Below are 26,428 nucleotides of genomic sequence, written 5' to 3'. Positions count from 1 at the left end.
ACGGCAGGTTGTGGGCATCCCGCGAATTCCCCCTGAACTCCAGGATCCTTCATGCACGACGGCAACGCCGCCTCCGCACCCGCCCGCGCCCTGCGTTTCGGCGCCAACTACACGCCGACGCGCGGCTGGTTCCACCACTGGCTCGACTTCGACCTCGACGAGGTCAAGGCCGATCTCGACTCCATCGCCGGCCTCGGCCTGGACCACGTACGGGTCTTCCCGCTGTGGCCGGTGTTCCAGCCGAACCGGACGCTGATCCGGCCGCGCGCCGTCGAGCAGCTCGTCGCGCTCGCCGACGCGGCCGCCGACCGCGGGCTCGACGTCAACGTGGACGGACTCCAGGGGCACCTGTCGAGCTTCGACTTCCTGCCCGCGTGGACCGGCACCTGGCACCGGCGCAACATCTTCAGCGATCCGCAGGTCGTCGCCGGGCAGGAGGAGTACCTGCGCACGCTGGCCGCCGCCCTCGCGGACCGGCCCAACTTCCTCGGCATGACGGTCGGCAACGAGATCAACCAGTTCTCCGACGATCCGCACCCCTCCCCCGACCGGATCACCCAGGAGCAGGCCGGCCGCTGGCTGGAGCGGATGCTCGCCGCCTGCGAGGAGGGCGCGCCGGGCCGCATGCACCTGCACGCCGAGTACGACGCCGCCTGGTACCAGGACGGCCATCCCTTCACCGTGGCCCAGGCGGCCCGGCTCGGCGCCGCGACCGCCGTGCACTCCTGGGTGTTCAACGGCACCGCCCAGCGCCACGGCCGGACCGGGACGGCGACCGAGCACCACGCCGCGTACCTGATCGAGCTCTCCAAGGCCTGGGCCCGCGATCCGCGCCGCCCCGTCTGGCTCCAGGAGGTGGGCGCGCCCGCGCCGCTGATCCAGCCCGAGCACGCGGCCTCCTTCACCGAGGCGACCGTGGCGAACGCCCTGGACTGCCCCGGCCTGTGGGGGGTGACCTGGTGGTGCTCGCACGACGTGTCCCGGGAGCTCGCGGACTTCCCCGAGCTGGAGTACGGACTCGGGCTGCTCACCAACGACCGCCGGACCAAGCCCGCCGGAGAGGTCATCGCCGGGATCACCGAGGAGTGGCGGGGCCGCGAGCACCGCCCGGCGGTCCGCTCGACCGCGCTCGCCGTGGACGTCGGCGGCCCCGAGTCCGCGCCGAACCGCTCGGTGTGCGCTCCCGGCGGGGCGTTCTTCGAGGCCTGGGCGGAACTCACCGCCCAGGGGGTCCGGCCCGCGGTGGTCCTGGCCGAGCTCGCCGGGGACGCGGAGCACCTGGCCGCCCGCGGCATCACCGAGGTACTGCACGTGTCCGACGTCCCCGCCCGGAACTGACCGGCCGCTACGGAGGAGAACCCCTCATGTCCGAGATCGACAACGGCGTCGACCCTCGCACCGCCCACCCGTCCCGCCGCCCCCACCGCCCCGGCCCCCGCCCCGCCTCGATACGCCCGACCCGGCGCGGCATGCTCGCCGCCGGAGCGGGGGCCGGCGCGGCCGCCCTGCTCTGCACGGCGGCAGGCCCGGCGGCGGCAGCCTCCACGGCCCCGGCCCCGGCCACGGCCCCGGACCCGGACCCGGGCGCCGGACCCGCACCGGGCGGCTCCCCGGCGGGACTCGCCCCGTACGCCTCGTACTGGTTCCCGGACTCGCTGCCCGCCGGGACCCCGGGTCCCGGGATCACCTGGCGCTCCCTCCTGCGGTGGAGCCCGGAGTCGGACCCCGATCTGGCCTACAACACCGCGACCGTGCCCCTGGCGCCCCGCTTCACCCCGGTGCCGCCGAACACCACGGCCCGCGCCGGCCAGGCCCGTATCGCCTCACTCGTCTCCTTCGGGAACACGGCCGGCAATCCCGCCCAGGGGTCCCCGACCGCCGACTACTACGCCCTCACCCACTGGGCGTACATCGACGAGCTCGTCTTCTGGGGCGGCTCCTCCGCCGAGGGCATCGTGCTCGCCCCGAACGCGCCCGTCACCGACGCCGCGCACCGCAACGGCGTCCGGGTGATGGGCAACGTGTTCCTGCCGCCCGTGCCGTACGGCGGCGACCTCCAGTGGACCCGCGACCTGGTCCAGCGGGACTCCCTCGGCCGGTTCCCGGTCGCCGAGAAGCTGGTGGAGGTGGCGCGGGCGTACGGGTTCGACGGCTGGTTCGTCAACGCCGAGACCGAGGGCGGCGACAGCGAACTCGCCGCCCGGATGCGGCAGTTCCTGCGCGCCCTGCGCGCCGCCGGTGAACCGCACGGCCTGAGCATCACCTGGTACGACGCGATGAACTCCACCGGCAAGGTCGGCTGGCAGGGCGCCCTGAACGAGCTCAACCAGGAGTTTTACGAGGACCGCCGCGGCAAGGTCGCGGACACGGTGTTCGTGGACTTCCGCTGGACCCCGGCGAAGCTGGCGGCCTCCGGCGACCTCGCCGACCGGCTCGGCCGCAGCCGCCACGAGCTGTGGGCGGCCGTGGACATGGAGTCCAACGGCTGGAACTCGACGGTGGACTGGGACGCGATCGTCCCGCTCGGGCGCGACCACGTCGTCTCCTACGGCTTCTACCGGCCCGAGTGGACCCGCAACCACCTCACCGACCGCTCCCCCGGCGCCTTCCACCGCGCCGACGACCGGTTCTGGACGGGCGCCTCGCTGGACCCCGCCCACCCCTCCGCCGAGGACACCTGGCGGGCCCCCGCCACCGTCGTCGCCGACCGGTCCACGGTGACCGCGCTGCCCTTCGCCTGCTCCTTCAACACCGGGCACGGGGAGCGCTGGTACGAGGACGGCGAGCCCGTCTCCGACACCGGATGGAATCACCTCGGCCTCCAGGACCGGCTCCCGGGCCGCCGCTGGGCCGTGCACACCACGGGGACCCGCCCCGAGGTCACCCTCGACTTCGCACGGGCCTGGCGCGGCGGTTCCAGCCTGCTCGTCTCCGGCGACCTCACCGCCCCGGCCGCCGTGGGACTGCACGCCACCCGGATGCCGCTGACCCGCACCTGCGTCGCCGAGCTGGTGCACCGCACCGAGTCGGGCCCGGTGACGGTCGAGCTCGGCGTGGCCACGCGCGAGCCGTCCGGCCCGGGGCAGGAGGTCCCGTACACCTGGCTGAAGGCGGAGACCCTCGGGGCCGGTCAGGGGTGGCGCACCACCAGGGTCCGGCTGTCGGAGCTGGCGGGCGAGACCGCCCACGGCCTGGCCGTACGGATCACCCGGCGCGGGAAGGAGCCGGTGCGCTGGCGACTCGGCGCGCTGGCGGTGCGCGAGGCCGCCGCGCGGCCCCGCCCGGCGACTCCGGGCACACCGGCCGTATCCGCCTCGGCCCAGCAGTCCGGCAAGGCGGCCGTACGGCTGACCTGGCAGCGGGCCGCCGGGCCCGTCCGGCAGTACGAGGTGTCCCGCGTCCTGCCGGACGGCACCCGCCGCTTCCTCGGCGGCACCTGCGGCACCGCCCTCTACCTGCCCGGCGTCGAGCGCGCCGGCCGGGAGAAGACGGCCGTCTTCGAGATACGGGCCGTGGACGAGCTGTACGCCGTCTCCGCCCCCGCCCGAACCACCCTCACCTGGACCGGAGCCCTCTGATGCATGACGACCGCGCAGTGCTGGAGGGCCGCCTGAAGCGCGTCCTCGACGAGCGGATCCGCCCGGCCGTGTACCCCCGGTCCGCGCCGCTGGCCATCGAGGCCTGGACCGCCCCGGGCCGCGAGCCGGTCCCGGTCGCGGAGGGCCTGGCGGCCCCGCACACCCCCGCCGCCGTCGGTGACGCCTGGGGCGCGCCCTGGGACACCACCTGGTTCAAGGTGACCGGTACGGTGCCCGCGGACTGGGCCGGCCGGGAGGTGGAGGCCGTCATCGACCTCGGCTTCGACGAGCGGATGCCGGGCTTCCAGTGCGAGGCGCTGGTGTACACCCCGGAGGGCTCCCCGCTGAAGGCGATCAACCCGCGCAACCAGTGGGTCCGGGTCGCCGAGGGGCCGGTGGCGGGCGGCGAGCGGGTCGAATGGCACCTGGAGGCCGCCTCCAACCCGGTGATCCTGGACGTCGAGCCGTTCAGGCCGACGGGCCTGGGCGACCGGCACACGGCCGGCGACGAGCCCCAGTACCGCCTGACCCGGGTCGAGTTGGCCGTCTTCGACCGGACGGTGTGGGAGCTGGTCATCGACCTGGAGGTGCTCGGCGAGCTGATGGCCGAACTGCCCGTGGACGGGGCCCGGCGCTGGGAGCTGCTGCGCGCGGTCGAGCGCTGCCTGGACGCCCTGGACCTGCACGCGGTGAACGAGACGGCGGGCGCCGCCCGCGCCGAGCTCGCCGGGGTGCTGTCCGCGCCCGCCGACGCCTCCGCGCACCGGATCAGCGCGGTCGGGCACGCGCACATCGACTCGGCGTGGCTGTGGCCGCTGCGCGAGACGGTGCGCAAGGTGGCCCGTACGACCTCGAACATGACCTCGCTGCTGGAGGGCGAGCCCGAGTTCGTCTTCGCCATGTCCCAGGCCCAGCAGTACGCGTGGATCAAGGAGCACCGGCCGGAGGTGTACGCGAAGGTCAAGAAGGCGGTCGCGGAGGGCCGGTTCGTGCCGGCGGGCGGCATGTGGGTGGAGTCGGACACCAACATGCCGGGGTCGGAGGCGATGGCCCGGCAGTTCACCCACGGGAAGCGCTTCTTCCTGGAGGAGTTCGGGATCGAGAACGACGAGGCCTGGCTGCCCGACACCTTCGGCTTCGCCGCCGGGCTGCCGCAGATCATCAAGGCGGCCGGATCGAAGCGGCTGCTGACGCAGAAGATCTCCTGGTCGCAGGTGAACACGTTCCCGCACCACACCTTCCAGTGGGAGGGCATCGACGGGACCCGGATCTTCACGCACTTCCCGCCGGTCGACACCTACAACTGCTCGGTGGACGGCCGGGAGATCGCGCACGCGGCCCGCAACTTCAAGGACAAGGGCGCGGCCCGGCATTCGCTCGCGCCGACGGGCTGGGGCGACGGCGGCGGCGGCACGACCCGCGAGATGATCGCGAAGGCCCGCCGGCTGCGGGACCTGGAGGGCTCCGCGCAGGTGGTGTGGGAGTCCCCGGCCGCCTTCTTCGACAAGGCGCAGGCCGAGTACCCGGACCCGCCGGTGTGGGTCGGCGAGCTCTACCTGGAGCTGCACCGGGCCACGCTGACCAGCCAGGCCAAGACCAAGCAGGGCAACCGGCGCAGCGAGTCCCTGCTGCGCGAGGCGGAGCTGTGGGCGGCGACGGCGGCTGTCCGCGCCGGGTTCCCGTACCCGTACCGGGAGCTGGACCGGATCTGGAAGACGGTGCTCCTCCACCAGTTCCACGACATCCTGCCCGGGTCCTCCATCGCCTGGGTGCACCGGGAGGCGGAGGCCACGTACGCGGCGGTCGCCGAGGAGCTGACCGGGATCGTCGCCGCCGCCCAGCGGGCCCTGGCGGGCGACCCGGCGGGCGGCCGCGAGCTGGTCTTCAACGGCTCCCCGCACGCCCGCGCCGGGGTCCCGGCCGGGGGCAGCGCCCCGCTCGGAGTCCCGGTGGGGCAGGTGTCGGCCGGCCCGCGCGCCGGGGGCGGCTTCACCCTCGAAAACTCCCGGCTGCGGGTGGAGGTCGACGCGCGGGGCCTGGTGGTCTCCGCCCACGACCTGGTCGCCGGGCGGGAGTCGGTGGCCCCGGGCCACGCGGCGAACCTGCTCCAGATCCACCCGGACTTCCCGAACATGTGGGACGCCTGGGACGTGGACTCCTTCTACCGGAACACGGTCACCGATCTGACGGAGGCCGACGCGGTCACGCTCGAGGAGGAGGCGGGCGCGGCGACGGTGACGGTGGCGCGCTCCTTCGGCTCCTCGCGGGTGGTGCAGCGCCTCACCCTGCGGGCGGGGCTGGGCCGGCTCGACATCGACACCGAGGTGGACTGGCACGAGACGGAGAAGTTCCTGAAGGCCGCCTTCCCGCTGGACGTGCACGCCGACCGGTACGCCTCCGAGACCCAGTTCGGGCACCTCTTCCGCCCCACGCACACCAACACCAGCTGGGAGGCGGCCAAGTTCGAGGCCTGCCACCACCGGTTCCTGCACGTCGCGGAGCCCGGCTGGGGCGCCGCCCTGGTCAACGACTCGATGTACGGGCACGACGTCACCCGTGACGTCCGGGCCGACGGCGGTACGACGACCACCGTACGGCTGTCGCTGCTGCGGGCCCCGCGCTTCCCGGACCCGGAGACCGACCAGGGCCTCCACCGGTTCGGCTACGCGCTGGTGCCGGGCGCCTCGATCGGGGACGCGGTCCGCGAGGGCTTCGCGATCAACCTGCCGGAGCGCCGGCTGACCGGCACCCGGGAGACGGCCCCGCTGGTCCGCGTCGACAACGAGAAGGTGGCCGTCTCGGCGGTGAAGCTCGCCGACGACGGCAGCGGCGACCTGGTGGTCCGGCTGTACGAGACCACGGGCGGCCGGGCCGCGGCCCGGCTGGCCCTGGACTTCGAGCACGCCGGCGTGTGCGCCACGGACCTGCTGGAGCGGCCGCTGGCCGAAGCCCCCGCGCTGGTGGCGGCCTCGGACGCGCTGGCCGACGTACGGCTCGGTCCGTTCGAGCTGGTGACCCTGCGGTTCAGTCGGCCCTAGCGGTTCACTCGGCCCTAGCGGTTCACTCGGGCAGGGCGGCGGGATCGGTGCGCGGGACGGCCAGCGTCACGCGCAGCCCGTGCGGCGGGTTCTTCTCGTAGGAGAGGGACCCGCCGCCCGCGGCGAGCAGGATGCGGGAGATCGACAGGCCGAGCCCGGAGCCCTTGATGTTCTGGTGGCGTCCGCTGCGCCAGAACCGGTCCCCGATCCGCAGCAGCTCCTCCTCGGTGAGCCCGGGACCCCGGTCGGCGACCACGATCAGCACCCGGTCGCCCTCCACGGAGAGCGCCACCTCAACGGCCTCACCCGCCGGAGTGAACTTGAGCGCGTTGTCGATGACGGCGTCGAGCGCGCTGGAGAGCGCGATCGGGTCGGCCCAGCCGGTGGCGGCGGTCCGCCCCGCCCCGGTGAGCCGGACGCCCTTCTCCTCGGCGTACGGGCGCCAGGCGGTCACCCGCTCGGCGGCCAGCCCCGCGATGTCTATCAGGCTGATCTCGGCGGTGGCGTGCTCGGCCAGGGCCAGGTCGAGCAGGTCGTCCAGGACCTGGGTCAGGCGCTTTCCCTCGGTCCGTACGGAGGCGATCTCCTCGTTGCCCTCGGGCAGTTCGAGGGCGAGCAGCTCGATCCGCAGGAGCAGTGCGGCGAGCGGGTTGCGGAGCTGGTGGGAGGCGTCGGCGACGAAGGCGCGCTGCTGTTCCAGCACCTCTTCGACGTTGTCGGCCATCTCGTTGAACGAGCGGGCCAGGCGCCGGAGTTCCGGTGGCCCGCCGCCCGCCGCGACGCGGGAGTTCATCCGCCCGGTGGCGATGCCGTGGGCGGCGGCGTCCAGGGTCTGCACGGGCTTGAGCACCCAGCTGGTCAGCCGCAGGGCGGCGCCGAAGGCCACGAGCATGGCCGCGCCGAGACCGGCGGCGATGAGCAGCCAGCCCCGCAGGATCCGGGCGCGCATCTGGTCGGTGGGCGACTCGGTGGCGACCACGGCGACCACGTCCCCGTCGAGCACGACCGGGGAGGCGACGAGGATCCTGCCGTGGGTCTGCCAGGGCCACACCTGGCCGGGATCGTGGCTGCGCCGGCCGGCGAGCGCCTCTTTGAACGCCTCGCGGCCCTCCCCTTCCGCCGGCAGCTCCCACTCGCTGGGGGACCGGGCGATGGCGTTGTCGTCCCGGCGGAAGATGCCGACGCGGATCCCGTACAGCTCCTGGTAGCGGGCCAGTTCGTGCTGGAGGGTCGCGCGGCGCTCGTCGGCTCCGCTGGACTTCGAGCCCTCGGCGTCGATGACGAACTGGGCGAGCGCGGCGAAGCGGGCGCTGTCGTCGATCCGGTCGACGACCACCCGCTGCTGCTGCCCGGCCGCCAGGGCCACCGCGAGCGGGAAGCCGAGGGCGAGCAGGACGCCCGCCATCAGGACGACGAGCAGCGGGAGCAGACGGGCGCGCACGACGGGTGGCCGCTAGACGGCGGGCGGGGCGGAGGCCGCCGGGGCGGGCGGTACGACGAGCCGGTACCCCACGCCGCGGACGGTCTCGATGAGCGCCGGCATGCGCAGCTTGGACCGCAGCGAGGCCACGTGCACCTCCAGGGTCCGGCCGGTGCCTTCCCAACTGGTGCGCCAGACCTCGCTGATGATCTGCTCGCGGCGGAAGACGACGCCGGGCCGCTGCGCGAGCAGGGCCAGCAGGTCGAACTCCTTGCGGGTGAGCGGTACGTCGACGCCGTCCACACTGACCCGGCGGGTGGACAGCTCGATGCCCACGGTCCCGAGGTCGACCACGCCGGGCGTGCCCGCGGGGCCGGCGGCGGCGCTCTCCTCGGAGGCGCCGGTACGGCGGGCCACCGCGTGGATGCGGGCGAGGAGTTCGCCGGTGTCGTAGGGCTTGGTGACGTAGTCGTCGGCGCCCATGTTGAGCCCGTGGATGCGGGAGCGCACGTCGGCCCGCGCGGTGACCATGATGACGGGCGTGCTGGTGCGCTTGCGGATCTTGCCGCAGACCTCGTAGCCGTCCTGGTCGGGCAGGCCGAGGTCGAGCAGGATCACCCCGTAGGGGGAGGCCACCGGCGGGGCGCCCGCCGACAGCAGGGCCTGCAGGGCCTCCTCGCCGCTGCGGGCATGGGTGACCTTGAAGCCGTGCCGGGCGAGGATCGCGGACAGGGCGGCGGCGACGTGGTCGTCGTCCTCGACGAGCAGCAGTCTCATGTCGTCCCCCTCTCCATCTCTTGATCTCTTCGCGTTCGCTTGGCGGACATCATGGGCCATCAAGCATCCATGCCGATGCAGACTGCCACGTCAAGGCGGTTCCGGTCCGAGGGCGCTTCCGTTACGCACCCGGTACGGCCACGGCCCGTGCCGGGAACCCGCGGGTACGGAGCGTATCGGCGCGAGGCCGGATCGTTATGCTCAATTCTCCCTCAGATGTAATGACGCTGTGCGCACCACGTCACTACTGTCCTCCCAACCGAGGAGGACGGAGCCACAAGCCGATGAGCGGAGTATCAGTGACCAAGGACGTGCGGGACGCGGCCGGTGCCGCCGACGACCTGGTCGTGCTGAGCAACGTCAACAAGCACTTCGGCGCGCTGCACGTGCTTCAGGACATCGATCTGAGCATTGCCCGCGGTGAGGTCGTCGTGGTGATCGGCCCTTCGGGGTCGGGCAAGTCCACGCTGTGCCGGACCATCAACCGCCTGGAGACGATCGATTCGGGCAGCATCACGCTCGACGGCAAGCAACTGCCGTCGGAGGGCAAGGCGCTGGCCAAGCTGCGCGCGGATGTGGGCATGGTCTTCCAGTCGTTCAACCTCTTCGCGCACAAGACGGTGCTGCAGAACGTGATGCTGGGCCAGCTCAAGGTCCGCAAGACGGACCAGGCGGCGGCACTGGAGAAGGCGAAGGCCCTCCTCGACCGGGTGGGTGTCGGCTCGCAGGCCGACAAGTACCCGGCGCAGCTCTCCGGCGGCCAGCAGCAGCGCGTGGCGATCGCCCGCGCCCTGGCGATGGACCCGAAGGTGATGCTGTTCGACGAGCCGACCTCGGCCCTCGACCCGGAGATGATCAACGAGGTGCTGGAGGTCATGCAGCAGCTCGCCCGGGAGGGGATGACCATGGTCGTCGTCACGCACGAGATGGGCTTCGCCCGCTCCGCCGCCAACCGGGTCGTCTTCATGGCCGACGGGAAGATCGTCGAAGAGGCGACGCCCGAGCAGTTCTTCAGCAACCCGCGGAGCGACCGGGCCAAGGACTTCCTGTCGAAGATCCTGCACCACTGACCTTCGTATCTGGTAGTGATCCGGTGACGGATCGTCGTCCAGCACGTCTCACTTCACGTCTGTCTCACGTCTCACTCCGAGGGAAGTCCACCATGAAGCTCTCCAAGGTCGGCGCGGCCGCCGCCATCGCCGTTGCTCTCGCCCTGACCGCGACCGCCTGTGGCGGCTCCAGCGACAAGACCGGCAGTGACGCCGGCGCGTCGGGCGGGGCCAAGAAGGACAAGATCGTCATCGGCATCAAGTTCGACCAGCCGGGCGTGGGCCTCAAGACCCCCGACGGCAAGTTCACGGGCTTCGACGTGGACGTGGCGACGTTCGTGGCCAAGGAGCTCGGCTACGCGCCGGACCAGATCGAGTTCAAGCAGGCCGTCAGCGCCGAGCGCGAGAACCTGATCTCCAACGGTGACGTGAAGCTGGTCGTGGCGAGCTACTCGATCAACGACAAGCGCAAGGAGAAGGTCGACTTCGCCGGCCCGTACTTCCTCGCGCACCAGGACCTGCTGGTCCGCGCCGACGACACCTCGATCACCAAGGCCGAGGACCTCAACAAGAAGAAGCTCTGCTCGGTCACCGGCTCCACGTCGGCGCAGAACGTCAAGACGAAGCTGGCGCCCGAGGCCGACCTGCAGCAGCTGGGTGGCTACTCCGAGTGCCTGACCGGCCTGGAGAACAAGGCCGTTGACGCCCTGACCACGGACAACGTGATCCTGGCCGGCTACGCGGCGCAGGAGAAGAACAAGGGCAAGTTCAAGCTGGTCGGGCTGAGCCTGAGCAACGAGAACTACGGCATCGGTCTGAAGAAGGGCGACAAGGAGCTTCAGACCAAGGTCAACGCCGCCATCAAGAAGATGCAGGCGGACGGCGCCTGGGAAGCGGCCGTCACGAAGAACTTCGGCCCGTCCGGCTACAAGAGCGAGCCGGCCCCCGCGGTCACCGAAGGCAGCTGACCCGGCGGCCGGTCCGCCGGCCGATCCATCGGTGAGGACCGTCGCCGCCCGCCTGCCGCGGGCGGCGCCGTGCCCCACCGGCCAACCTGGCCATCCTGGGGAGAGCGCAGGCCATCGTGTTCGATTTTCTTGATTCCGGGCAGTACGACGTGCTCGGAGCCTTCTGGGTGACGGTTCAGCTCACCCTCTACTCGGCCGTCGGGTCCCTGATCTGGGGCACCGTACTGGCCGGGATGCGGGTCAGCCCGGTCCCGCTGATGCGGGGCTTCGGCACCGCGTACGTGAACCTCGTACGCAACACCCCACTGACCGTGCTGATCATCGGCTGTTCGCTGGGTCTCAACCAGACCCTCGGCGTCACCCTCGGCGGCGGCACGTTCAAGGACATCGGTTTCCGGCTCGCGATCCTCGGGTTCATCGCCTACACCGGTACTTTCGTCTGCGAGGCGATCCGCTCCGGCATCAACACGGTCCCGGTCGGCCAGGCCGAGGCCTCCCGCGCCCTGGGCATGAGCTTCCTCCAGACGCTCACCCTGATCGTGCTCCCCCAGGCCTTCCGCGCGGTCGTCGCGCCGCTCGCCAACGTGCTGATCGCCCTCACCAAGAACACCACGGTGGCGGCGGCGATCGGCGTGGCCGAGGCCGCGCTGCTGATGAAGGAGATGGTCGAGAACGAGCCGCAGGACCTCTTCGCCGTCTTCGGCGTCTTCGCCCTCGGCTTCGTCCTTCTGACCCTGCCCACCGGCCTGCTCCTGGGCTGGGTGGCCAAGCGAGTGGCGGTGAAGCGATGACCTCGGTGCTGTACGACGCCCCGGGCCCCCGGGCCAAGGCCCGCAACTGGATCTACACCGGCGCCTTCCTCGTGGCGGCCGCCGCCCTCGCGTGGTGGGTGCTGTCCGCCCTGGCGGACAACAACCAGCTCGACGCCGACAAGTGGAGTCCCTTCGTCACCGACGGCCAGGTATGGACGACGTTCCTGCTCCCCGGACTCTGGGAGACCCTGAAGGCCGGCGCCATCGCCATGGTGATCGCCCTGCCGCTGGGAGCCCTGCTCGGCCTCGGCCGGCTCTCCGACCATGCGTGGGTACGCAGCGCCGTTGGCACCTGGGTCGAGTTCTTCCGGGCCATCCCGGTGCTGATGCTGATGCTCTTCGGCTCCGCCTTCTTCGTTCAGTACACGGCCGTCGCCTCCGAGATCAGGCCCCTGTACGCGGTGATCACCGGGCTGGTCCTGTACAACTCCGCGGTCATCGGCGAGATCGTCCGGGCCGGCGTCGAGTCGCTGCCGAGGGGTCAGACCGACGCCGCCAAGGCGATCGGCATGCGCAAGGGCCAGGTCATGACCTACGTCCTGCTCCCGCAGGCGGTGACCGCGATGCTCCCGGCGCTGGTCAGCCAACTCGTGGTGATCCTCAAGGACACCGCGATCGGAGGTGCGGTACTGGGATTCGCCGAGCTGCTGTCCACGTACCGGCAGATCTCGGCGAACTACAGCAACACCATCCCGACCCTGGTCGTGATCGCGGCGATCTACATCGCGGTGAACTTCGTCCTCACCACCTTCGCCTCCTGGCTGGAGGGCCGGCTGCGGAAGTCGAAGCGGACCACCGACGCGATCGTTCCGGTCGACCTGGTCAACGCGGGCGAGAACACCGGCGCCTGACCGTCCTCCCCTCGCGGCGCCTGACATGTCCTCGGACATGCGCTCGAACCCGCGTCCGGCATCCGGCCTGACAGCCGGTCAGTACACTGGCGGGACACGTGTGGTGCGGCCGAACGGATCAGCCGCACCACTCGGCATTGTCCGGACCGGCGTCACTTGACGCAGGCACCTCCAGTGGGTTGCATACGTTCTGTGATCACATACCGGACACCGGGAGCCACATCATGGACCCGGTGATCGTCGTCGGCGCGGGGCCCGTCGGGCTGTCCCTGTCCCTCGCCCTGGCCGGCCAGGGCGTGCCCTGCGTCGTGCTCGACGAGGGATCCGGCAAGGACGAGCTCCGCCCCGCCCGCACCGTCGCCCTGCACGCCGACACCGCTGCCATGGTGCACCGGCTGGGCTGTACGACGCTGCGCGACGAGGGCGCGTACTTCACCGCCTGGCGCACCATGCGGCGCGGCCGCGACTCCCAGCGGATCACCTTCGAGGACGGCCCGGCCCCGATCCACCTGCCCCAGCACGCCCTGACGCGCGGACTGCGCGACGCCGCCGCCGCGCACCCGCTGGTCCAGCTGATCACCGAGAGCAAACTCGACTCCCTGGAGCAGGACGGCCGCGGGGTCACCGCCCACACCCGGGGCGCCGAGGCCACGTGGTGGCGCGGGAGCCACCTGGTCGGCTGCGACGGGGCCCGCTCCACCGTGCGCAAGCTGCTCGGCATCCGCTTCCCCGGCCGCACCGCCGTCGAACGGCACGCCGTGGCCGCGCTGCGCACCGAACTGCCCTGGCCGGGCGAAGCGTTGCTGCACCGCGGCCAGGCGAAAGGGGTCGACGAGGTCACCGCCCGGCCGCTGGCCGACGGGGTGTACCGGCTGGACTGGCTGCTCCCGGCCCGCGGGGACCTCGTCACCCCCGACGCGCTGGTGACCCTCATCCGCGACAGCCTCGCACTGTGGTGCGGGGGCACGACGCCCCTGTACGAGCTCCTCGACACCGGGGTCCACACCCTGCACCACCGGCTCGCCCGGCGCTGGCGCGACGGCCGCTGCTTCCTCGCCGGGGACGCCGCGCACCTGCTCGGCGCGCTCGGCACCCAGGGCGTCGAGGAGGGGCTCCGTGACTCCGAGAACCTCGCCTGGAAGCTCTCCCTCGCCTGGCACCAGGGGGCTTCCGAGGAACTCCTCGACAGTTACGAGGACGAGCGCCGCCGGGCGGTGGCCGCCCGGCTGCGCGCCGCCGACCAGGCCATGCCCGCGCTGCGCTCCGGCGGCGGACTGCGCACCTACCTCCCCGGAGCCTCGCGTTCCGCCGAATCCCTGCTGACCGACGGCCACTTGGGGCGCGGCCCGCTGGGCGCGGAGCCGGTGTACGCCCCGCCCGTGGCCGTCCACGAGGTGCCCACCGCCACCGAGCCGGGCGGGGCCGTGGAGAACGTCCCGGTGACCGCGCCCGACGGCTCGACGGTGCCGCTGCGCGACCAGCTGGGCCGGGGCCGGCTCCTCGTCGTCCTCGTCGCCCCGGGCACCGGGGTCTGGGACCGGCGGCACTGGCTGGGCGCCGGCCTGATGCCCCGCCTCGCGGCGGCGGTGTCCGCGCTGCCGGTCCGGGCTGAGCTCCTCGTGGCGGACGGCTACCCCGGGGCGGCGGCGCACACCGTGCTCCTCGTACGACCGGACGGGCATCTCGCGGCCACCTTCGCCGGGGTCCACCCGGCCGAGCTGTACGAGGCCGCGGACGCGGTCCGGCACGGTCCGGCGACCGCCGCCCCGACCCCGGCCCCCAGGGCCCTGCCCGCTCCCGGCCTGCCCGCCGCCGCACCCGTGATCGATTGACCCTCCGGCCGAGTCGTGCTTCACTCGCGGACATGACCGGCAACGACGTACGCCTGTGGCGGAGGGTCCATATGGACCTGCTCCGCTACGCGGGCTGCGTATGTCGCCCTTCCTGCTGATTCGCAGATTCGCCTTCCTCAGCGCGCCCTTCGTGTGCCGCGCACTCTCGCGAACCCCCAGGACGGTCATCCTCCATGTCTGCACCCACGCACGCCCCGGCCCCCGCTGCCGCAGCCGCCGCCCCTGCGGCCGTCTCCGCAGCGGATCTCCTCGCCTTCACCCTGCGCATCGCCTCCGACCCCGAGCTGATCGCCTCGCTCCCCCTCGATCCCGAGGGGCGGACGTGGATCCGGCTCGACGGCCCGGGCGGCAGCGAGGCCTGGCTGATCGGCTGGCCTCCCGGCACCGGCACCGGCTGGCACGACCACGCCGAGTCGCGGGGTGCGTTCACCACCGCGCGCGGTCGCCTCACGGAGAACTCCCTGGCGGTCCGCCTCCCCTCGGAGGGCTGGCAGTCGCTCTCCCTGGCCCCGGACGTGGACCGCACGCGCGGACTGGGCGCGGGCACCGGGCGGGCCTTCGGCGAGCACCACGTGCACGAGGTGCTCAACGAGTCCGCGACCGAGCACGCGATCTCCGTCCACGCGTACTACCCGCCGCTGCCCCTGATCCGCCGCTACAGCCGCACCGGCCCGGTGCTCACGCTGGAGCAGGTCGAGCGTCCGGCGGACTGGCAGTGAGCGGCATCGACGCCCTCGTCGACCGGCTGCGGACCACGTACACCCGCGTGGACCCGGCCCGGGCGCACGCGGAATTCCTGGCCGGGGCCCTGCTGGTCGACATCAGGTACCAGGCCCTGCGCGAGCGGGACGGGCTGATCCCCGGCGCGCTGGTAATCGAACGCAACGAACTGGAATGGCGCCTCGACCCCGAAGGCTCCCACCGCCTCCCGGAGGCGGTGGACCACGACGTCCGCATCATCGTCGTCTGCAACGAGGGCTACGCCTCCACCCTCGCGGCGGCCTCCCTCCACGCGCTGTCCCTCCCCAACGCGACGGACCTCACGGGCGGCTTCCAGTCCTGGAAGTCCGCCGGCCTGCCCGTCACCTCTTGACGCGTCGCTCGCGCGGTGCGGCCCTGGAGGGCCTTCCCGGCTTCGCACCGCTGCGCCGGACTCCGTCCGGCGGCGCCTGGTCGGGTGCGGCAGGGCGAGGACGCCGAAGCCGCAAATCCAGCCTCGCGGGCGTTTGAGGCGCGGGGTCCGGGGCGGAGCCCCAGGTCTTTAGGGTCCGGGCCGGCCCGGGGAACGGTGGAAGGGCGGGTAGGGGACCTCGCCCCGCGCAGCGGCACGCCCACGGAGCCTGGGCCGACGCGGCCACCCCCAGCCCCGCCGGCGCGCGAGGCGCGAGGGGCCGGGGGGTCCCCGCGGTCCGTGCGGGCCCCGGGGGAGGTCCCTGCGGTCCGTACAGGCCCCCCGGGGGGTCCCCGCGGGGGCGTACGGGCCGCGGGCGGAGCCCCGCGGGCTAGCTCTTGGCCGCCGCGAGGTCCACCGGGCGGGGCCGCATCGCCACCCGCCCGGCGAAGCCCGTGGCGCACAGCGCCACCAGCCCCGCCCCGCCCACGACGACCCCGTACACCAGCGGAAGCACCACCGCGGCCGCCGCTCCCGTCATGCCCACGCTGAACGCGGTGAGGACCGCCAGCGAGATCCCCGACCCCAGCACCACCCCCATTTGGAGCACCGCCAGCGCCTCCACCCGCAGCATCCCCCGCAGCTGCCGCCGCGTCGCCCCCGCGAGCCTCAGCATCGCGAACTCCCGCAGCCGCTCCCCCGTGGACATCGCCAGCGTGTTGGCCACCGCGATCGCGGTGAAGGCCAGGACGAGCCCCATCGCCAGCAGGTTGATCTCCGCACCGGCCGCCTGCCGCTCCGCCCGCGCGCCGTCCGCCTCGGCCGCCGACAGCACGGCCACGCCCGGGTACTCCCGTACGGCCGAAGCGAGCGCCTCCCGCGGCGCCGGCCCCGCCACCAGCACGCTCGAAGCCAGCGGATCGTCGACGTGCGCGGCCACCAGGCCGTGCGGCAGCGTCACGTCCCCGAAGCCCAGCCCCCGCGCGTACACCGCGGACACGGTCAGGGTGACCGGCGTTCCGTCCCCCAGCGTCAGCGAGAGCGGGCTGCCCGGCTTCAGGCCCAGCTGGTCCGCGGCCAGTTCGCTCACCGCGACGCTCTCCTCCCCGAACCCCGCCAGGTTCCCGGCCGTCACCCCCGGGTCCCAGGTCCGGTCGAGCCCGGCCGGGGTCACGCCCTGCGCCGCGTACTTCGTCAGCCCGACCCGGATCGACGTGTGCACGATCTCGGTGGCCGCGAGGACCCCGGGGGTCCGGCGGATCCGCTCGGCGGCGGCGCCGGGAACGCCCGGCCCCCGCCCCTGGAGCACCCACTCGGCCCGTACTCCCTCACGAGCCTGCGCCCGGGCGGCGTCGCCGAGCGTCGGGGTGACGAAGAGCACGGTGCAGGCCATCCCGATCAGCAGGGTGAGCGGGGTGACCGCGGAGGCCATCCGGGTCGCGTTGCCGCGCAGGTTCGCGGTGGCCAGCCGGCCGCCGGGGCCGGCGAGCCGCAGCGGCCCGGCGAGCAGCGCGGCCGCGGCCTTGACGATCAGCGGGCCCAGCAGGGAGACGGCTCCGGCGAGCACCACGACGGCGAGGAAGGTGACCGGAGTCGAAGCCGGCTCGGTGCGCAGCGTACTGAGTACGGCGACCAGCACCACGCCGGCCGCCAGCAGCAGCCCCCCGGCGACGATCCGCGCCCACGTGGGCCGGCCCCGCTCGACGGCGGCCTCGGCCAGTGCTTCGGCGGGGCGGACGCGGGCCACCCGCCGGGCGGTGATCCGGGCCGCGGCCCATGCTCCGAGCAGGCTCGCGCCGACGGCGGCGATCATCGGGAAGATCCCGGCGGTGCGCTCCAGGGTCACGGGGACGACCCCCGCGTCGACGAACCGGCCGTGCAGCCAGGCGGCGAGCGGCAGCCCTGCGAGGGCTCCGGCGACTCCGGCGGCGAGCCCCACCAGCAGCGCCTCGCGGCCGATCATGCGCCGCAGTTGCCCGGGGGTGGCGGCGATGGCACGGAGCAGGGCGAGCTCGCGGTGGCGCTGCTGGATCGACAGGGAGAAGGTGCCGACGACCACGAGGACCGCCACGAGGAGCGAGGTGCCGCCCATCGCGCCGCCCATGGAGACCAGTTTGATCCGGGCGCCGGCCGCGTCGAGGAATTCCACGGGGCCGCGTCCGTCGCCGGTGGCCACCTGCGCGGTGGTGCCCTGGAGCGCCTGGCGGATCCGCCCGGCCAGCTCGCCGGCGTCCACCCCTGCCCGGGGCAGGACTCCGATGGCACTGACCCGGCCGTCGCGGGCGGCGAGCCGCTGCGCCTCGGCGTCGCCGAAGAAGAGCGCGCTCTGGTGCGCGAGGCTCCCGCCGGCCGCGGCCGCGATCCCGCTGACCGTGTAGGTCTTGGGTGCGCCGGTGGACTGCACGGTGAGCTCGGAGCCGGGCTTCAGGGCTGCACGGGCCGCGAGTCCACGCTCGACGACGACCTCGTCACCGCCCTGGGGGGCGCGGCCCTCGGCGAGCGTGAAGGGGGTGAGCGCGGCCGAGCTCCAGGCGTGCCCGTACGAGGGCTTCGCGCCTTCGCCGCCCGGGCCGCCCCGGGTGAGGGGCACGGCCTGGAAGGTGAGCTCGGGGACGGCCCGCTCGACTCCGGGCACCGCGCGGACGGTGTCCACGGTGGCGGCCGGCAGCCAGGCCCGCTCGGCGACGGGCTTGGCCTTGTGCTTCGTCTTGACCTTCGGCTTGTCGCCCTTCTTCACCTTGACCGTTGTCGCGTGGACGTTCTGGTCGGCGGAGACGACCACCGGGGCGCCCGCGTAGCGCTCGGTGGCGATCGTCCCGCGGAGTCCCGTCTCCAGGAGGGTTCCGCAGGCGGTCACGAGGGCCGCCGCGCACAACAGGGCGAGGAAGGCGCCGAGGAAACCGGCTTTGCGGTCTCTGACGGTCTGGAGTGCGTAGCGCAGCATCATGGGGAAAACTCTGCCGCCGGGGCCGCCTTGGGACATTGGAGCGCCCCGGCGTCCTCGGCCGGGGGCTAGCCCCACCTCGTGCCACATCCGCCCCACACCCGCGCCCCACACCCGCGCGACGCACCCCCACGGCCGCGGGAGGCCCCGGGTCACCCCATCAGATCGTCGGCCTCTTCGCCTTCCGCCTCCAGCGCGCGGCGGACCACCCTCAGGGCCATGCCCTCGGGGTACCCCTTGCGGGCGAGCATTCCGGCGAGGCGCCGGATCCGCTTGTCCCGCTCCAGGCCCCGGGTCGCGCGGAGCTTGCGCTCCACGAGCTCCCGGGCGGTCTCCTCCTCCTGGTCGGAGTCCAGCTGTTCCAGGGCCTCCTGTACGAGGGTGGGGGCCACTCCCTTGGTGCGGAGCTCCTGTGCGAGCGCCCGGCGGGCCAGCCCCCGGCCCCGGTGCCGGGACTCGACCCAGGCCCCGGCGAAGGCGGCGTCGTCGATCAGGCCCACCTCCTCGAACCGGGAGAGGACCTGCTCCGACACCTCTTCGGGGATGTCCCGCTTGGCCAGGGCGTCCGCGAGCTGGCGCCGGGTGCGGGGCATCCCGGTGAGCAGGCGCAGACAGATCGCCCGCGCCTGCTCCTCGGGACTCTGGGGCGGCAGCTCCTGGCGGTCCGCCCGGCCCTCACGGTCCTCACGGCCCTCCGCGCGGCGGCCTCCCCGGCCGCCGCTTTCGCGGCGGCCCCGGCGACTGCCCTCGCGGCGGTCCTCACCGCCGTCCGTGCCGCCCCTTTCCTGCTCCCACACGGGTCAGCTCTTGGCGACGGCGGCCTTGACCGCGGTCTTGGCCTTCGACGCGGGAGCGGGCACGGCCGCGGTCTCGGCGGACGCGTCCGCGCCGGCCTCGGCAGGGGCGGCGGCAGCGGCGTCCTTGCGGACACCGACGCCCAGCTTCTCCTTGATCTTCCGCTCGATCTCGTCGGACAGGGCGGGGTTGTCGCAGAGGAACTTCCGCGCGTTCTCCTTGCCCTGGCCGAGCTGGTCGCCCTCGTACGTGTACCAGGCGCCGGCCTTGCGGACGAAGCCGTGCTCCACGCCCATGTCGATCAGGCCGCCCTCGCGGCTGATGCCGTGGCCGTAGAGGATGTCGAACTCGGCCTGCTTGAAGGGCGGCGCGACCTTGTTCTTGACGACCTTGACGCGGGTGCGGTTGCCGACCGCGTCCGTGCCGTCCTTGAGGGTCTCGATGCGACGGATGTCCAGGCGCACGGAGGCGTAGAACTTCAGCGCGCGGCCACCGGTGGTGGTCTCCGGCGAGCCGAACATCACACCGATCTTCTCGCGGAGCTGGTTGATGAAGATCGCGGTGGTCTTGGACTGGCTGAGCGCGCCGGTGATCTTCCGGAGGGCCTGGCTCATCAGACGGGCCTGGAGACCCACGTGCGAGTCGCCCATCTCGCCCTCGATCTCCGCGCGCGGCACGAGGGCCGCGACGGAGTCGATGACGATGAGGTCGAGCGCGCCGGAGCGGACCAGCATGTCCACGATCTCCAGCGCCTGCTCGCCGGTGTCCGGCTGGGACAGGATGAGGTTGTCCGTGTCGACGCCGAGGGCCTTGGCGTACTCCGGGTCGAGCGCGTGCTCGGCGTCCACGAAGGCCACGGTTCCGCCGGCCTTCTGCGCGTTGGCCACGGCATGCAGCGTCAGGGTCGTCTTACCGGAGGACTCCGGCCCGTACACCTCGATCACACGGCCGCGCGGCAGTCCACCGACGCCGAGCGCGATGTCCAGCGCGGTCGATCCGGTGGGGATGACCTCGATGGGGTCGTTCGGCTTGTCGCCGAGACGCATCACGGCACCCTTGCCGAACTGCCGTTCAATCTGTGCGAGCGCGGCTTCGAGAGCCTTCTCGCGGTCGTTGCCTGCCATGGGTTCCACCCGATTTGCTTGAGTCGATCGCTTCACGCCATTGACGCTAACGCCTGCCACTGACAACGCGGTCCCACGTCCGTTTTGGCTGTGGATAACCAATAAGAATGCGTGTTCGATTTCCCTGTCAAGCGCGCCACGCCGGACCCGTCCGCCACACCGGCGAGTGGCATGATCCGCTCTCATGACGGACACCGCGGACACCACCCCCAGCATGTTCCCCGCCGGCCGCACCGCGCTCATCGTGCGGATACCCGAAGCGGAACCTGTCGTCCGGGAGTGGCGGGACCGGATCGACCCCGCGACCCGGGCCGGGGCCGGGGTGCCGGCGCACGTGAGCGTGCTCTACCCGTTCCTCCAGGAGAGCCTGATCGACGCCTCCGTCCACGCCGGGATCGCCGCGGCCCTGCGGCCGCACCGCGCCTTCGACCTGCGCTTCGAGCGGACCGGCCGGTTCCCGGGGATGCTCTACCTCGCCCCGGAGCCGGACGCCCCGCTGCGCCGGCTGATCCTGTCGGTCACCGAGCGCTGGCCGGAGGTCCGGCCCTACGGCGGCCGCTACCGGGACCCGGTCCCGCACCTCACCGTGGCCCAGCGCGCCCCGGAGGCGGACCTGGACGCCGCCGAGGTGGACCTGAGCGGCCGGCTCCCCCTCGTCTCCCGCGTCCGCGCCGTCGACCTGGTGGCCTACGACGGGACGGCCTGGCACGAACGCTCGAGGTTCGCGCTGCGGGCCCCGAGTGAGGAAGAGTGACGACCCAGGGAGTGACAACCCAGGGTTGACGCCCGCTCGACTGTCAACCTAGGGTTGCACCCATGACGAACCCTTCGGTGGAACCCGTTCGCATGACCAACCCGGTACGCCTCGACGACCTCATCGAGGCCATCAAGAAGGTCCACACCGACACCCTGGAGCAGCTCAGCGGCGCCGTGGTCGCCGCCGAGGCCCTCGGGGACGTCGCGGACCACCTCATCGGCCACTTCGTCGACCAGGCCCGCCGCTCCGGCGCCTCCTGGACCGACATCGGCCGCAGCATGGGTGTCACCCGCCAGGCGGCCCAGAAGCGCTTCGTGCCCAAGGCCGACAAGGAGGGCGACGCGGGACTCGACCCCAGCCAGGGCTTCGGCCGCTTCACCCCCCGCGCCCGCAACGTGGTCGTCACCGCGCAGAACGAGGCCCGCGCCGCCGGCAACACCGAGATCCGCACCGAGCACCTCGTCCTCGGACTGCTCGCAGAGCCCGACGGCCTCGCCGCCCGCGCCATCGCCGCCCAGGGAGTCGCGGCCGACGACGTACGCGCCGCCGTGACGGCCGGCCTGCCCCCGGCCGTGGAGGACGTCCCCGAGCTGGTCCCCTTCGACGCCTCGTCGAAAAAGGCCCTGGAGCTCACCTTCCGCGAGGCCCTGCGCCTCGGCCACGACTACGTGGGCACCGAGCACGTCCTGCTCGCGCTCCTGGAGCTGGAGAACGGGACGGGTCCGCTCAGCGGCCTCGGCCTGGGCAAGGACGCCGTCGAGAACTGGGTCACCGACGCCCTGGCATCCGTACGCGGCGCCTCGGACGAGCCCGGGCAGTAGAGGCCTCCGCGTCCCCGGTCAGCGCGTACCGCTTCACGTACGCGCCGAGGAAGGCCTGCATCGTGGCGACGGCCGGGATCGCGATGAGCGCCCCGACCGCGCCCAGCAGGGCGGTGCCCGCGATGACCGACCCGAAGGCCACCGCCGGGTGGATGTCCACCGTCTTCGAGGTCAGCTTCGGCTGGAGCACGTAGTTCTCGAACTGCTGGTAGACCACCACGAATCCGAGGACGTACAGCGCGTACCAGGGGCTGACCGTGAAGGCGATCAGCATCGGCAGCGCGCCCGCCAGGTAGGTGCCGATGGTGGGGATGAACTGCGACACCAGCCCCACCCACACCGCGAGCGCGGGCGCGTACGGCACGTCCAGCACCGCGAAGAGGACGTAGTGCGCGATCCCGGAGATCAGCGCCATCAGCCCGCGCGAGTAGAGGTATCCGCCCGTCTTGGTGACGGCGATCTCCCACGCCCGGAGCACCTCGGCCTGCTTCGCGGGCGGCAGTACGGAGCACAGGGCGCGGCGCAGCCGCGGCCCGTCGGCGGCGAAGTAGAAGGAGAACAGACCGATCGTCAGCAGCTTGAACAGTCCGCCGAGCACGGTGGCGGACACGTCGAGCACGCCGGTCGCACTGTTCTGCACGTACTTCTGCAGCCAGTCCGAGTGCAGCAGGCTGTCCTGGATCTCCAGCCGGGACAGGTCCGTGTGGAAGGTGTCGTTGATCGAGCCGATCAGCGAGTCGAGATAGCCGGGGAAGCCCTCCACCAGGTCGATGATCTGCTCGGCGAGGACCGAGCCGAGCAGGACGACGAATCCCGCGGCCGCGCCGAACACCCCGAGGAACACCAGGAAGGTGGCGAGCCCGCGGCGCAGGCCGCGGGCCGCCATCCGGGCCACGGCCGGTTCGATCGCGAGCGCGAGGAAGAACGCGATCAGGATGTTGACGAGCAGCCCGATGAGCTGGTGGAAGGCCCAGCTCCCGAGCTGGAAACAGGCCACCAGGGCCAGTACGAGGACCACGGCGCGCGGCAGCCAGCGCGGCATCCGGGCATCCGCCCGAGCCGGTTCCCCGGCGGGGCCCGCAGCCGACGGGGCCGCAGCCGGGGCGTCCACGGCCGAGCGCTCCGCGGGGGCCGCCGGGCGGGGCGGCGGCGGGCCCTGGGGGACTTCGGGCCGGTCGGTCATCTCATCACTGGCTGCCACGCCGACCAGTCTGTCCCACCGGCGCCCCGAACCACGAAGCGGTCGCTGCGGCCCCGCCCGGCCGGGCTGCCGGGGCGCACCGCGCTAGCGCAGCGAGGCCGGCACGTCCACCGCCGAACACACCGCGCGCCACACGTCCTTGGCCTCCCAGCCCGCGTCCAGCGCCTCGTGGACCGTACGTCCCCCGAGCTCCGTCATGACGTGGTCCCGCGCGAAGGAGTCCGCGTAGCCCGCACCGAAGTGCTCGGCCATCCGCTCCCAGAAAATCGTCAACCGCATGCCCCCAGTATCCCGCCCCGGAGAGTGCACCCTCCCCGTTCGGGCCACCTCGGCGCCGCCCGGGCCCCTACGGTTCCTGGCATGCCTGGAGACGAAGCGTGCGCCCCGGCGGCGACGACCGCGACGAGTGCCCTGGCCCGCGCCGAGCAGTTCATCTGGCTCACGGCCCGGGTACTGGAACAGCGGCGGTTCGCGTTCCACTTCCTCGGCGGGGACGCCGACCCGGTCGATGCCGCCCTCGGCGCCTACCTCGGCGGCGACGGCGGGTACGGCCACGCCCTCGACCCGGATCTGCGCGGCCCGCTGAGCCACCCGCTGCACACCGTCCACGCCCTGGGCGTCCTGGACGGCCTGGGCCGCTGCGCCGGACAGCGCATCGAGCGGCTCTGCGCCCACCTGACCCGGCTCTCCACCCCGGACGGGGCGCTCCCGGTGACCGCCCCGGCCTCCGGCGGCTACCCGGCGGCCCCCTACCACCCGCTGCACGACGATCCGCCGGGCGACCTGCTGGCCACCGGCCCGGTCGTCGGGATCCTGCACCGCAACCGGGTGTGGCACGCGTGGCTGTTCCGGGCGACGGACTTCTGCTGGGACCGGGTGGAGAACCTGCGGCACTGGCACCCGTACGAGATCCAGAGCGCGGCGGCCTTCCTGGACGGGGTCCCCGACCGGGCCCGGGCCGCGGCGGCCGCCGACCGGCTGGGGCGCCTCGTCCGCGAGCAGCGGCTCGTCGTACTGGACCCCGCGGGGCAGGACGCGTACCCGCCGGTGCCCGGCCACGCGCCGGGCGAGCACCTGTACCCGTACGACGTCGCCCGCCGCCCGGAATCCCTCGCCCGCGGCTGGTTCACGGACGCGGAGCTGTACGGCTCGCTGCGCTTCCTGGCCGGCCTGCAGCAGCCGGACGGCGGCTGGCCGGTGCACCGCGGGGCGTGGGCGCCGGGCAGCTCGCTGGAGCGGCGCCCGATCGCCACGCTGGAGGCGCTGCTGACCCTGCGCGCGTACGGCCGGCTCGGCCCTAGCCTCCCAGGGCCCGCAGCCCCGCGGTGACGGCGACGGCCACCGCGACGACGACCAGGAACGGGGCCCGCAGCAGCAGCGCGACCGCGGCGGCCGCGAGCCCGGCGGCGCGGGCGTCGAGCACGATCTCCTGCCCGGTGGCGAAGGTCTGCTGCGCGGTGAGCGCGGCGAGCAGCGCGACCGGCAGGAGCCCGGCGAGCTTGCGCACCGCGGGCCGCTCCAGGGCTCCGGCGGGGACGAGCAGTCCGGCGAGCTTCACGGCGTAGCAGCCGACGACGGTGAGCCCGATGGCGATCCAGACGTTCACGAGCGGCGTCCCTTCATCCACAGCACGATCGGCGCGGCCAGCGCCGCGATCAGTACGGGCAGCCCGGCGGGCAGTGCGGGCAGCAGGCCCAGCCCGAGGACGAGGGCGAGCCCGGCGACGGCCCGCTCGGTGCCGGTCTTGAGCATCGGCGCGAGCAGCGCGAGGAACACGGCGGGCCCGGCGGCGTCCAGCCCCCACGCCCTGGTGTCCCCGATGGCCTCGGCGCCGAGCGCGCCGAGCAGGGTGGTGAGGTTCCACAGGACGTAGAGGGCCAGCCCGGTCACGGTGAAGCCGAGCCGGGCCGACTTCCGGTCGGGCTGGGCCAGGGCCACGGCGGTGGTCTCGTCGATCACCCAGTGCGCGGCGAGCGGCCGTACGCCCTTGGGCAGCGCGAGCAGCTGGGACAGCCGCAGCCCGTAGAAGGCGTTGCGGGTCCCGAGGAAGAAGGCCCCGGCGGCGGCCGTGAACGGATTCCCGCCCGCGGCCAGTGCCCCGACCAGCGCGAACTGCGAGGCCCCGGTGAACACCAGCAGGCTCAGCACGCACGCCTGGAGGGTGCTGATCCCGGCCCCGGCGGCGGTCACCCCGAAGGCGAACCCGGACAGTCCGACCGCCACGCCGACGCCGAGCGCGTCCCGGACCACGGCGGCCCGCGGCTTGTCCACCGCGAGCGCCCCGCCGGGGACCTCTCGGCCGGGCACCTCGTGCCCGGGTTCTTCTTGTATGGCCATCCGATGTTCTCCCACTCCCCGAAAATACGCAGGCCACGGCATCCGGGTCTTGTACGTTCTTGCACCATGCACGAAGTGATCAAGGACATGGCAGACCGGCTGGCCGAGGTGCCCGGCGTACGCGGAGTGATGCTGGGCGGCAGCCGGGCCCGCGGCGAGCACCGCCCCGAATCGGACTGGGACCTCGGCGTCTACTACCGCGGCACCCTCGACCTCGCCGCGCTCGGCGCGCTGGCCGGACCGGACGTGGAGGTGGCCGGCCCGGGCGGCTGGGGCCCCTGGGTCAACGGCGGAGCCTGGCTGCGCGTCGACGGGGTGGCGGTCGACTGGATCCTGCGCGACCTGGACCGGGTGGAGCGGGTGTGGCAGGACTGCCGTGAGGGCCGCTACGAGGTGGGCGTGCAGCCCGGCCACCCCCTCGGCTTCTGGTCCCCCTGCTACCCGGGCGAGGTGGCCCTGGGCCAGGTCCTCGCGGACCCGACCGGCGAACTGACCGCCCTGCGCACCACGGCCTCGGCCTACCCGGAGCCCCTCCGCAAGGCCCTGATCGCCGGCGCCTGGGAGGCGGACTTCCTCGCAGCGGGCGCCGCGAAGGGCGCGGCCCGCGCGGACGCCCTCTACGTCTCCCTCTGCCTGTCCAAGGCCTTCGGCATCCTCGTCCAGGCCCTGTACGCGACGGACCGCCGCTGGTGCCTGAACGAGAAGGGCGCCCTGGCCGCCGCCGAGCTCCTGCCCTCGGCTCCGCCCAGCTTCGGCGACCGCGTCCGCACCCTGCTGGGCGCGCAGGGCACGACGCCGGAGTCCCTGACGGCAACGGTGACCGAGGCCCGCACCCTGATCGAGGAGACCCGCGCGGGACTGCCGTCCTAGATGATTGATTCCAAGGGGTAGCTGTACGGACGCGAGGGTGCCCACTCTCAGTTTGTGACGACCGAGATAGACACCCTCGCAACTGCACTGTACGTGCGGGTCGATGACCTTTTGAAGGCTTC

General features: G+C 73.1%; 24 protein-coding genes. 15 read left to right on the top strand and 9 right to left on the bottom strand.

All coding sequences use genetic code 11. The features are described from left to right. The first annotated feature begins 51 nt into the window (after nucleotides 1–51). From AC061S_RS34580 to AC061S_RS34570, 3 genes are all read left to right on the top strand, one after another. Nucleotides 52–1,338: a glycoside hydrolase 5 family protein gene (locus AC061S_RS34580; RefSeq protein WP_478689835.1), complete on the top strand. Its 1,287-nt coding sequence runs from the start codon at nucleotides 52–54 to the stop codon at nucleotides 1,336–1,338. A 131-nt stretch (nucleotides 1,339–1,469) separates the two neighbouring features. Further along, nucleotides 1,470–3,578, top strand: coding sequence for an endo-beta-N-acetylglucosaminidase (locus AC061S_RS34575; RefSeq protein ID WP_478689851.1), 2,109 nt, complete (start codon nucleotides 1,470–1,472; stop codon nucleotides 3,576–3,578). Then, nucleotides 3,578–6,616: an alpha-mannosidase gene (locus AC061S_RS34570; protein ID WP_478689834.1), complete on the top strand. Its 3,039-nt coding sequence runs from the start codon at nucleotides 3,578–3,580 to the stop codon at nucleotides 6,614–6,616. Before AC061S_RS34575 ends, AC061S_RS34570 begins: the two co-directional genes overlap by 1 nt. 22 nt (nucleotides 6,617–6,638) lie before the next feature. On the opposite strand, the gene AC061S_RS34565 is transcribed toward AC061S_RS34570, so the two are convergent. Next, a complete protein-coding gene (locus AC061S_RS34565; protein WP_478689833.1) occupies nucleotides 6,639–8,057 on the bottom strand; it encodes a sensor histidine kinase in 1,419 nt (472 codons plus the stop codon). A 12-nt stretch (nucleotides 8,058–8,069) separates the two neighbouring features. Then, complete coding sequence (locus tag AC061S_RS34560; protein ID WP_478689832.1) at nucleotides 8,070–8,813, bottom strand: response regulator transcription factor; 744 nt, start codon at nucleotides 8,811–8,813, stop codon at nucleotides 8,070–8,072. Nucleotides 8,814–9,097: 284 nt separating this feature from the next. Between AC061S_RS34560 and AC061S_RS34555 the strand changes: the two genes are divergently transcribed. The 8 genes from AC061S_RS34555 to AC061S_RS34520 all read left to right on the top strand — a co-directional run bounded on the left by AC061S_RS34555 (nucleotide 9,098) and on the right by AC061S_RS34520 (nucleotide 15,439). Then, nucleotides 9,098–9,883, top strand: coding sequence for an amino acid ABC transporter ATP-binding protein (locus tag AC061S_RS34555; RefSeq protein ID WP_478689831.1), 786 nt, complete (start codon nucleotides 9,098–9,100; stop codon nucleotides 9,881–9,883). Between the two features lie 92 nt (nucleotides 9,884–9,975). Further along, nucleotides 9,976–10,830 carry a glutamate ABC transporter substrate-binding protein gene (locus AC061S_RS34550; RefSeq protein WP_478689830.1) on the top strand — a complete coding sequence of 285 codons (855 nt, stop codon included), beginning with the start codon at nucleotides 9,976–9,978 and terminating at the stop codon, nucleotides 10,828–10,830. 116 nt (nucleotides 10,831–10,946) lie between these two features. Then, the gene (locus AC061S_RS34545; protein WP_478689829.1) at nucleotides 10,947–11,621 is read left to right on the top strand and encodes an amino acid ABC transporter permease; all 675 of its coding nucleotides are present in this window, start codon (nucleotides 10,947–10,949) and stop codon (nucleotides 11,619–11,621) included. Then, nucleotides 11,618–12,493: an amino acid ABC transporter permease gene (locus AC061S_RS34540; RefSeq protein ID WP_478689828.1), complete on the top strand. Its 876-nt coding sequence runs from the start codon at nucleotides 11,618–11,620 to the stop codon at nucleotides 12,491–12,493. Before AC061S_RS34545 ends, AC061S_RS34540 begins: the two co-directional genes overlap by 4 nt. 224 nt (nucleotides 12,494–12,717) lie before the next feature. Continuing rightward, entirely contained in the window at nucleotides 12,718–14,325 is a 1,608-nt protein-coding gene (locus tag AC061S_RS34535; RefSeq protein ID WP_478689827.1) for an FAD-dependent monooxygenase, read from the top strand. 32 nt (nucleotides 14,326–14,357) lie between these two features. Continuing rightward, nucleotides 14,358–14,444 (top strand): putative leader peptide, encoded by an 87-nt coding sequence (locus tag AC061S_RS34530; protein WP_311318651.1) that lies wholly within the window; start codon nucleotides 14,358–14,360, stop codon nucleotides 14,442–14,444. 75 nt (nucleotides 14,445–14,519) lie between these two features. After that, nucleotides 14,520–15,065, top strand: a complete 546-nt coding sequence (locus AC061S_RS34525; RefSeq protein WP_478689826.1) for a cupin domain-containing protein — start codon at nucleotides 14,520–14,522, stop codon at nucleotides 15,063–15,065. Next, nucleotides 15,056–15,439, top strand: coding sequence for a rhodanese-like domain-containing protein (locus AC061S_RS34520; protein ID WP_478689850.1), 384 nt, complete (start codon nucleotides 15,056–15,058; stop codon nucleotides 15,437–15,439). The genes AC061S_RS34525 and AC061S_RS34520 overlap by 10 nt, the downstream gene beginning before the upstream one ends. Nucleotides 15,440–15,848: 409 nt before the next feature. Here AC061S_RS34520 and AC061S_RS34515 read toward each other — a convergent pair whose 3' ends face one another. The 3 genes from AC061S_RS34515 to recA form a co-directional block, all read right to left on the bottom strand. Further along, the gene (locus AC061S_RS34515) at nucleotides 15,849–18,404 is read right to left on the bottom strand and encodes an FtsX-like permease family protein (RefSeq protein ID WP_478689825.1); all 2,556 of its coding nucleotides are present in this window, start codon (nucleotides 18,402–18,404) and stop codon (nucleotides 15,849–15,851) included. 149 nt (nucleotides 18,405–18,553) lie between these two features. Beyond that, nucleotides 18,554–19,198 carry a recombination regulator RecX gene (recX, locus tag AC061S_RS34510; protein WP_478689824.1) on the bottom strand — a complete coding sequence of 215 codons (645 nt, stop codon included), beginning with the start codon at nucleotides 19,196–19,198 and terminating at the stop codon, nucleotides 18,554–18,556. 3 nt (nucleotides 19,199–19,201) lie between these two features. Next, nucleotides 19,202–20,320: a recombinase RecA gene (gene recA / locus AC061S_RS34505; RefSeq protein ID WP_478689823.1), complete on the bottom strand. Its 1,119-nt coding sequence runs from the start codon at nucleotides 20,318–20,320 to the stop codon at nucleotides 19,202–19,204. A 184-nt stretch (nucleotides 20,321–20,504) separates the two neighbouring features. Between recA and AC061S_RS34500 the strand changes: the two genes are divergently transcribed. Both AC061S_RS34500 and AC061S_RS34495 read left to right on the top strand, forming a co-directional pair. Further along, complete coding sequence (locus tag AC061S_RS34500; protein ID WP_478689822.1) at nucleotides 20,505–21,074, top strand: 2'-5' RNA ligase family protein; 570 nt, start codon at nucleotides 20,505–20,507, stop codon at nucleotides 21,072–21,074. A gap of 62 nt (nucleotides 21,075–21,136) precedes the next feature. Next, a complete protein-coding gene (locus AC061S_RS34495) occupies nucleotides 21,137–21,898 on the top strand; it encodes a Clp protease N-terminal domain-containing protein (protein WP_478689821.1) in 762 nt (253 codons plus the stop codon). Here AC061S_RS34495 and AC061S_RS34490 read toward each other — a convergent pair. Together AC061S_RS34490 and AC061S_RS34485 are read right to left on the bottom strand one after the other, a co-directional pair. Further along, a complete protein-coding gene (locus tag AC061S_RS34490; RefSeq protein WP_478689849.1) occupies nucleotides 21,846–22,940 on the bottom strand; it encodes an AI-2E family transporter in 1,095 nt (364 codons plus the stop codon). The two genes, AC061S_RS34495 and AC061S_RS34490, sit on opposite strands and share 53 nt — an antisense overlap. 243 nt (nucleotides 22,941–23,183) lie before the next feature. After that, nucleotides 23,184–23,378: a DUF3046 domain-containing protein gene (locus AC061S_RS34485; RefSeq protein ID WP_214955542.1), complete on the bottom strand. Its 195-nt coding sequence runs from the start codon at nucleotides 23,376–23,378 to the stop codon at nucleotides 23,184–23,186. 81 nt (nucleotides 23,379–23,459) lie between these two features. Between AC061S_RS34485 and AC061S_RS34480 the strand changes: the two genes are divergently transcribed. Beyond that, the gene (locus AC061S_RS34480; RefSeq protein WP_478689820.1) at nucleotides 23,460–24,428 is read left to right on the top strand and encodes a hypothetical protein; all 969 of its coding nucleotides are present in this window, start codon (nucleotides 23,460–23,462) and stop codon (nucleotides 24,426–24,428) included. Here the strand turns inward: AC061S_RS34480 and AC061S_RS34475 are convergent. Beyond that, nucleotides 24,397–24,705: an AzlD domain-containing protein gene (locus AC061S_RS34475; RefSeq protein ID WP_478689819.1), complete on the bottom strand. Its 309-nt coding sequence runs from the start codon at nucleotides 24,703–24,705 to the stop codon at nucleotides 24,397–24,399. The two genes, AC061S_RS34480 and AC061S_RS34475, sit on opposite strands and share 32 nt — an antisense overlap. Beyond that, the gene (locus AC061S_RS34470; protein WP_478689818.1) at nucleotides 24,702–25,436 is read right to left on the bottom strand and encodes an AzlC family ABC transporter permease; all 735 of its coding nucleotides are present in this window, start codon (nucleotides 25,434–25,436) and stop codon (nucleotides 24,702–24,704) included. Before AC061S_RS34470 ends, AC061S_RS34475 begins: the two co-directional genes overlap by 4 nt. A 66-nt stretch (nucleotides 25,437–25,502) precedes the next feature. Here AC061S_RS34470 and AC061S_RS34465 point away from each other — a divergent pair, with 66 nt between their 5' ends. Next, complete coding sequence (locus tag AC061S_RS34465; RefSeq protein ID WP_478689817.1) at nucleotides 25,503–26,306, top strand: nucleotidyltransferase domain-containing protein; 804 nt, start codon at nucleotides 25,503–25,505, stop codon at nucleotides 26,304–26,306. Nucleotides 26,307–26,428 lie beyond the last annotated feature (122 nt).

The organism is Streptomyces sp. CA189 (assembly GCF_056428985.1).
The sequence above is the reverse complement of the archived record's forward strand: the minus strand, read 5'-3'. Positions and strand labels throughout refer to the sequence as shown.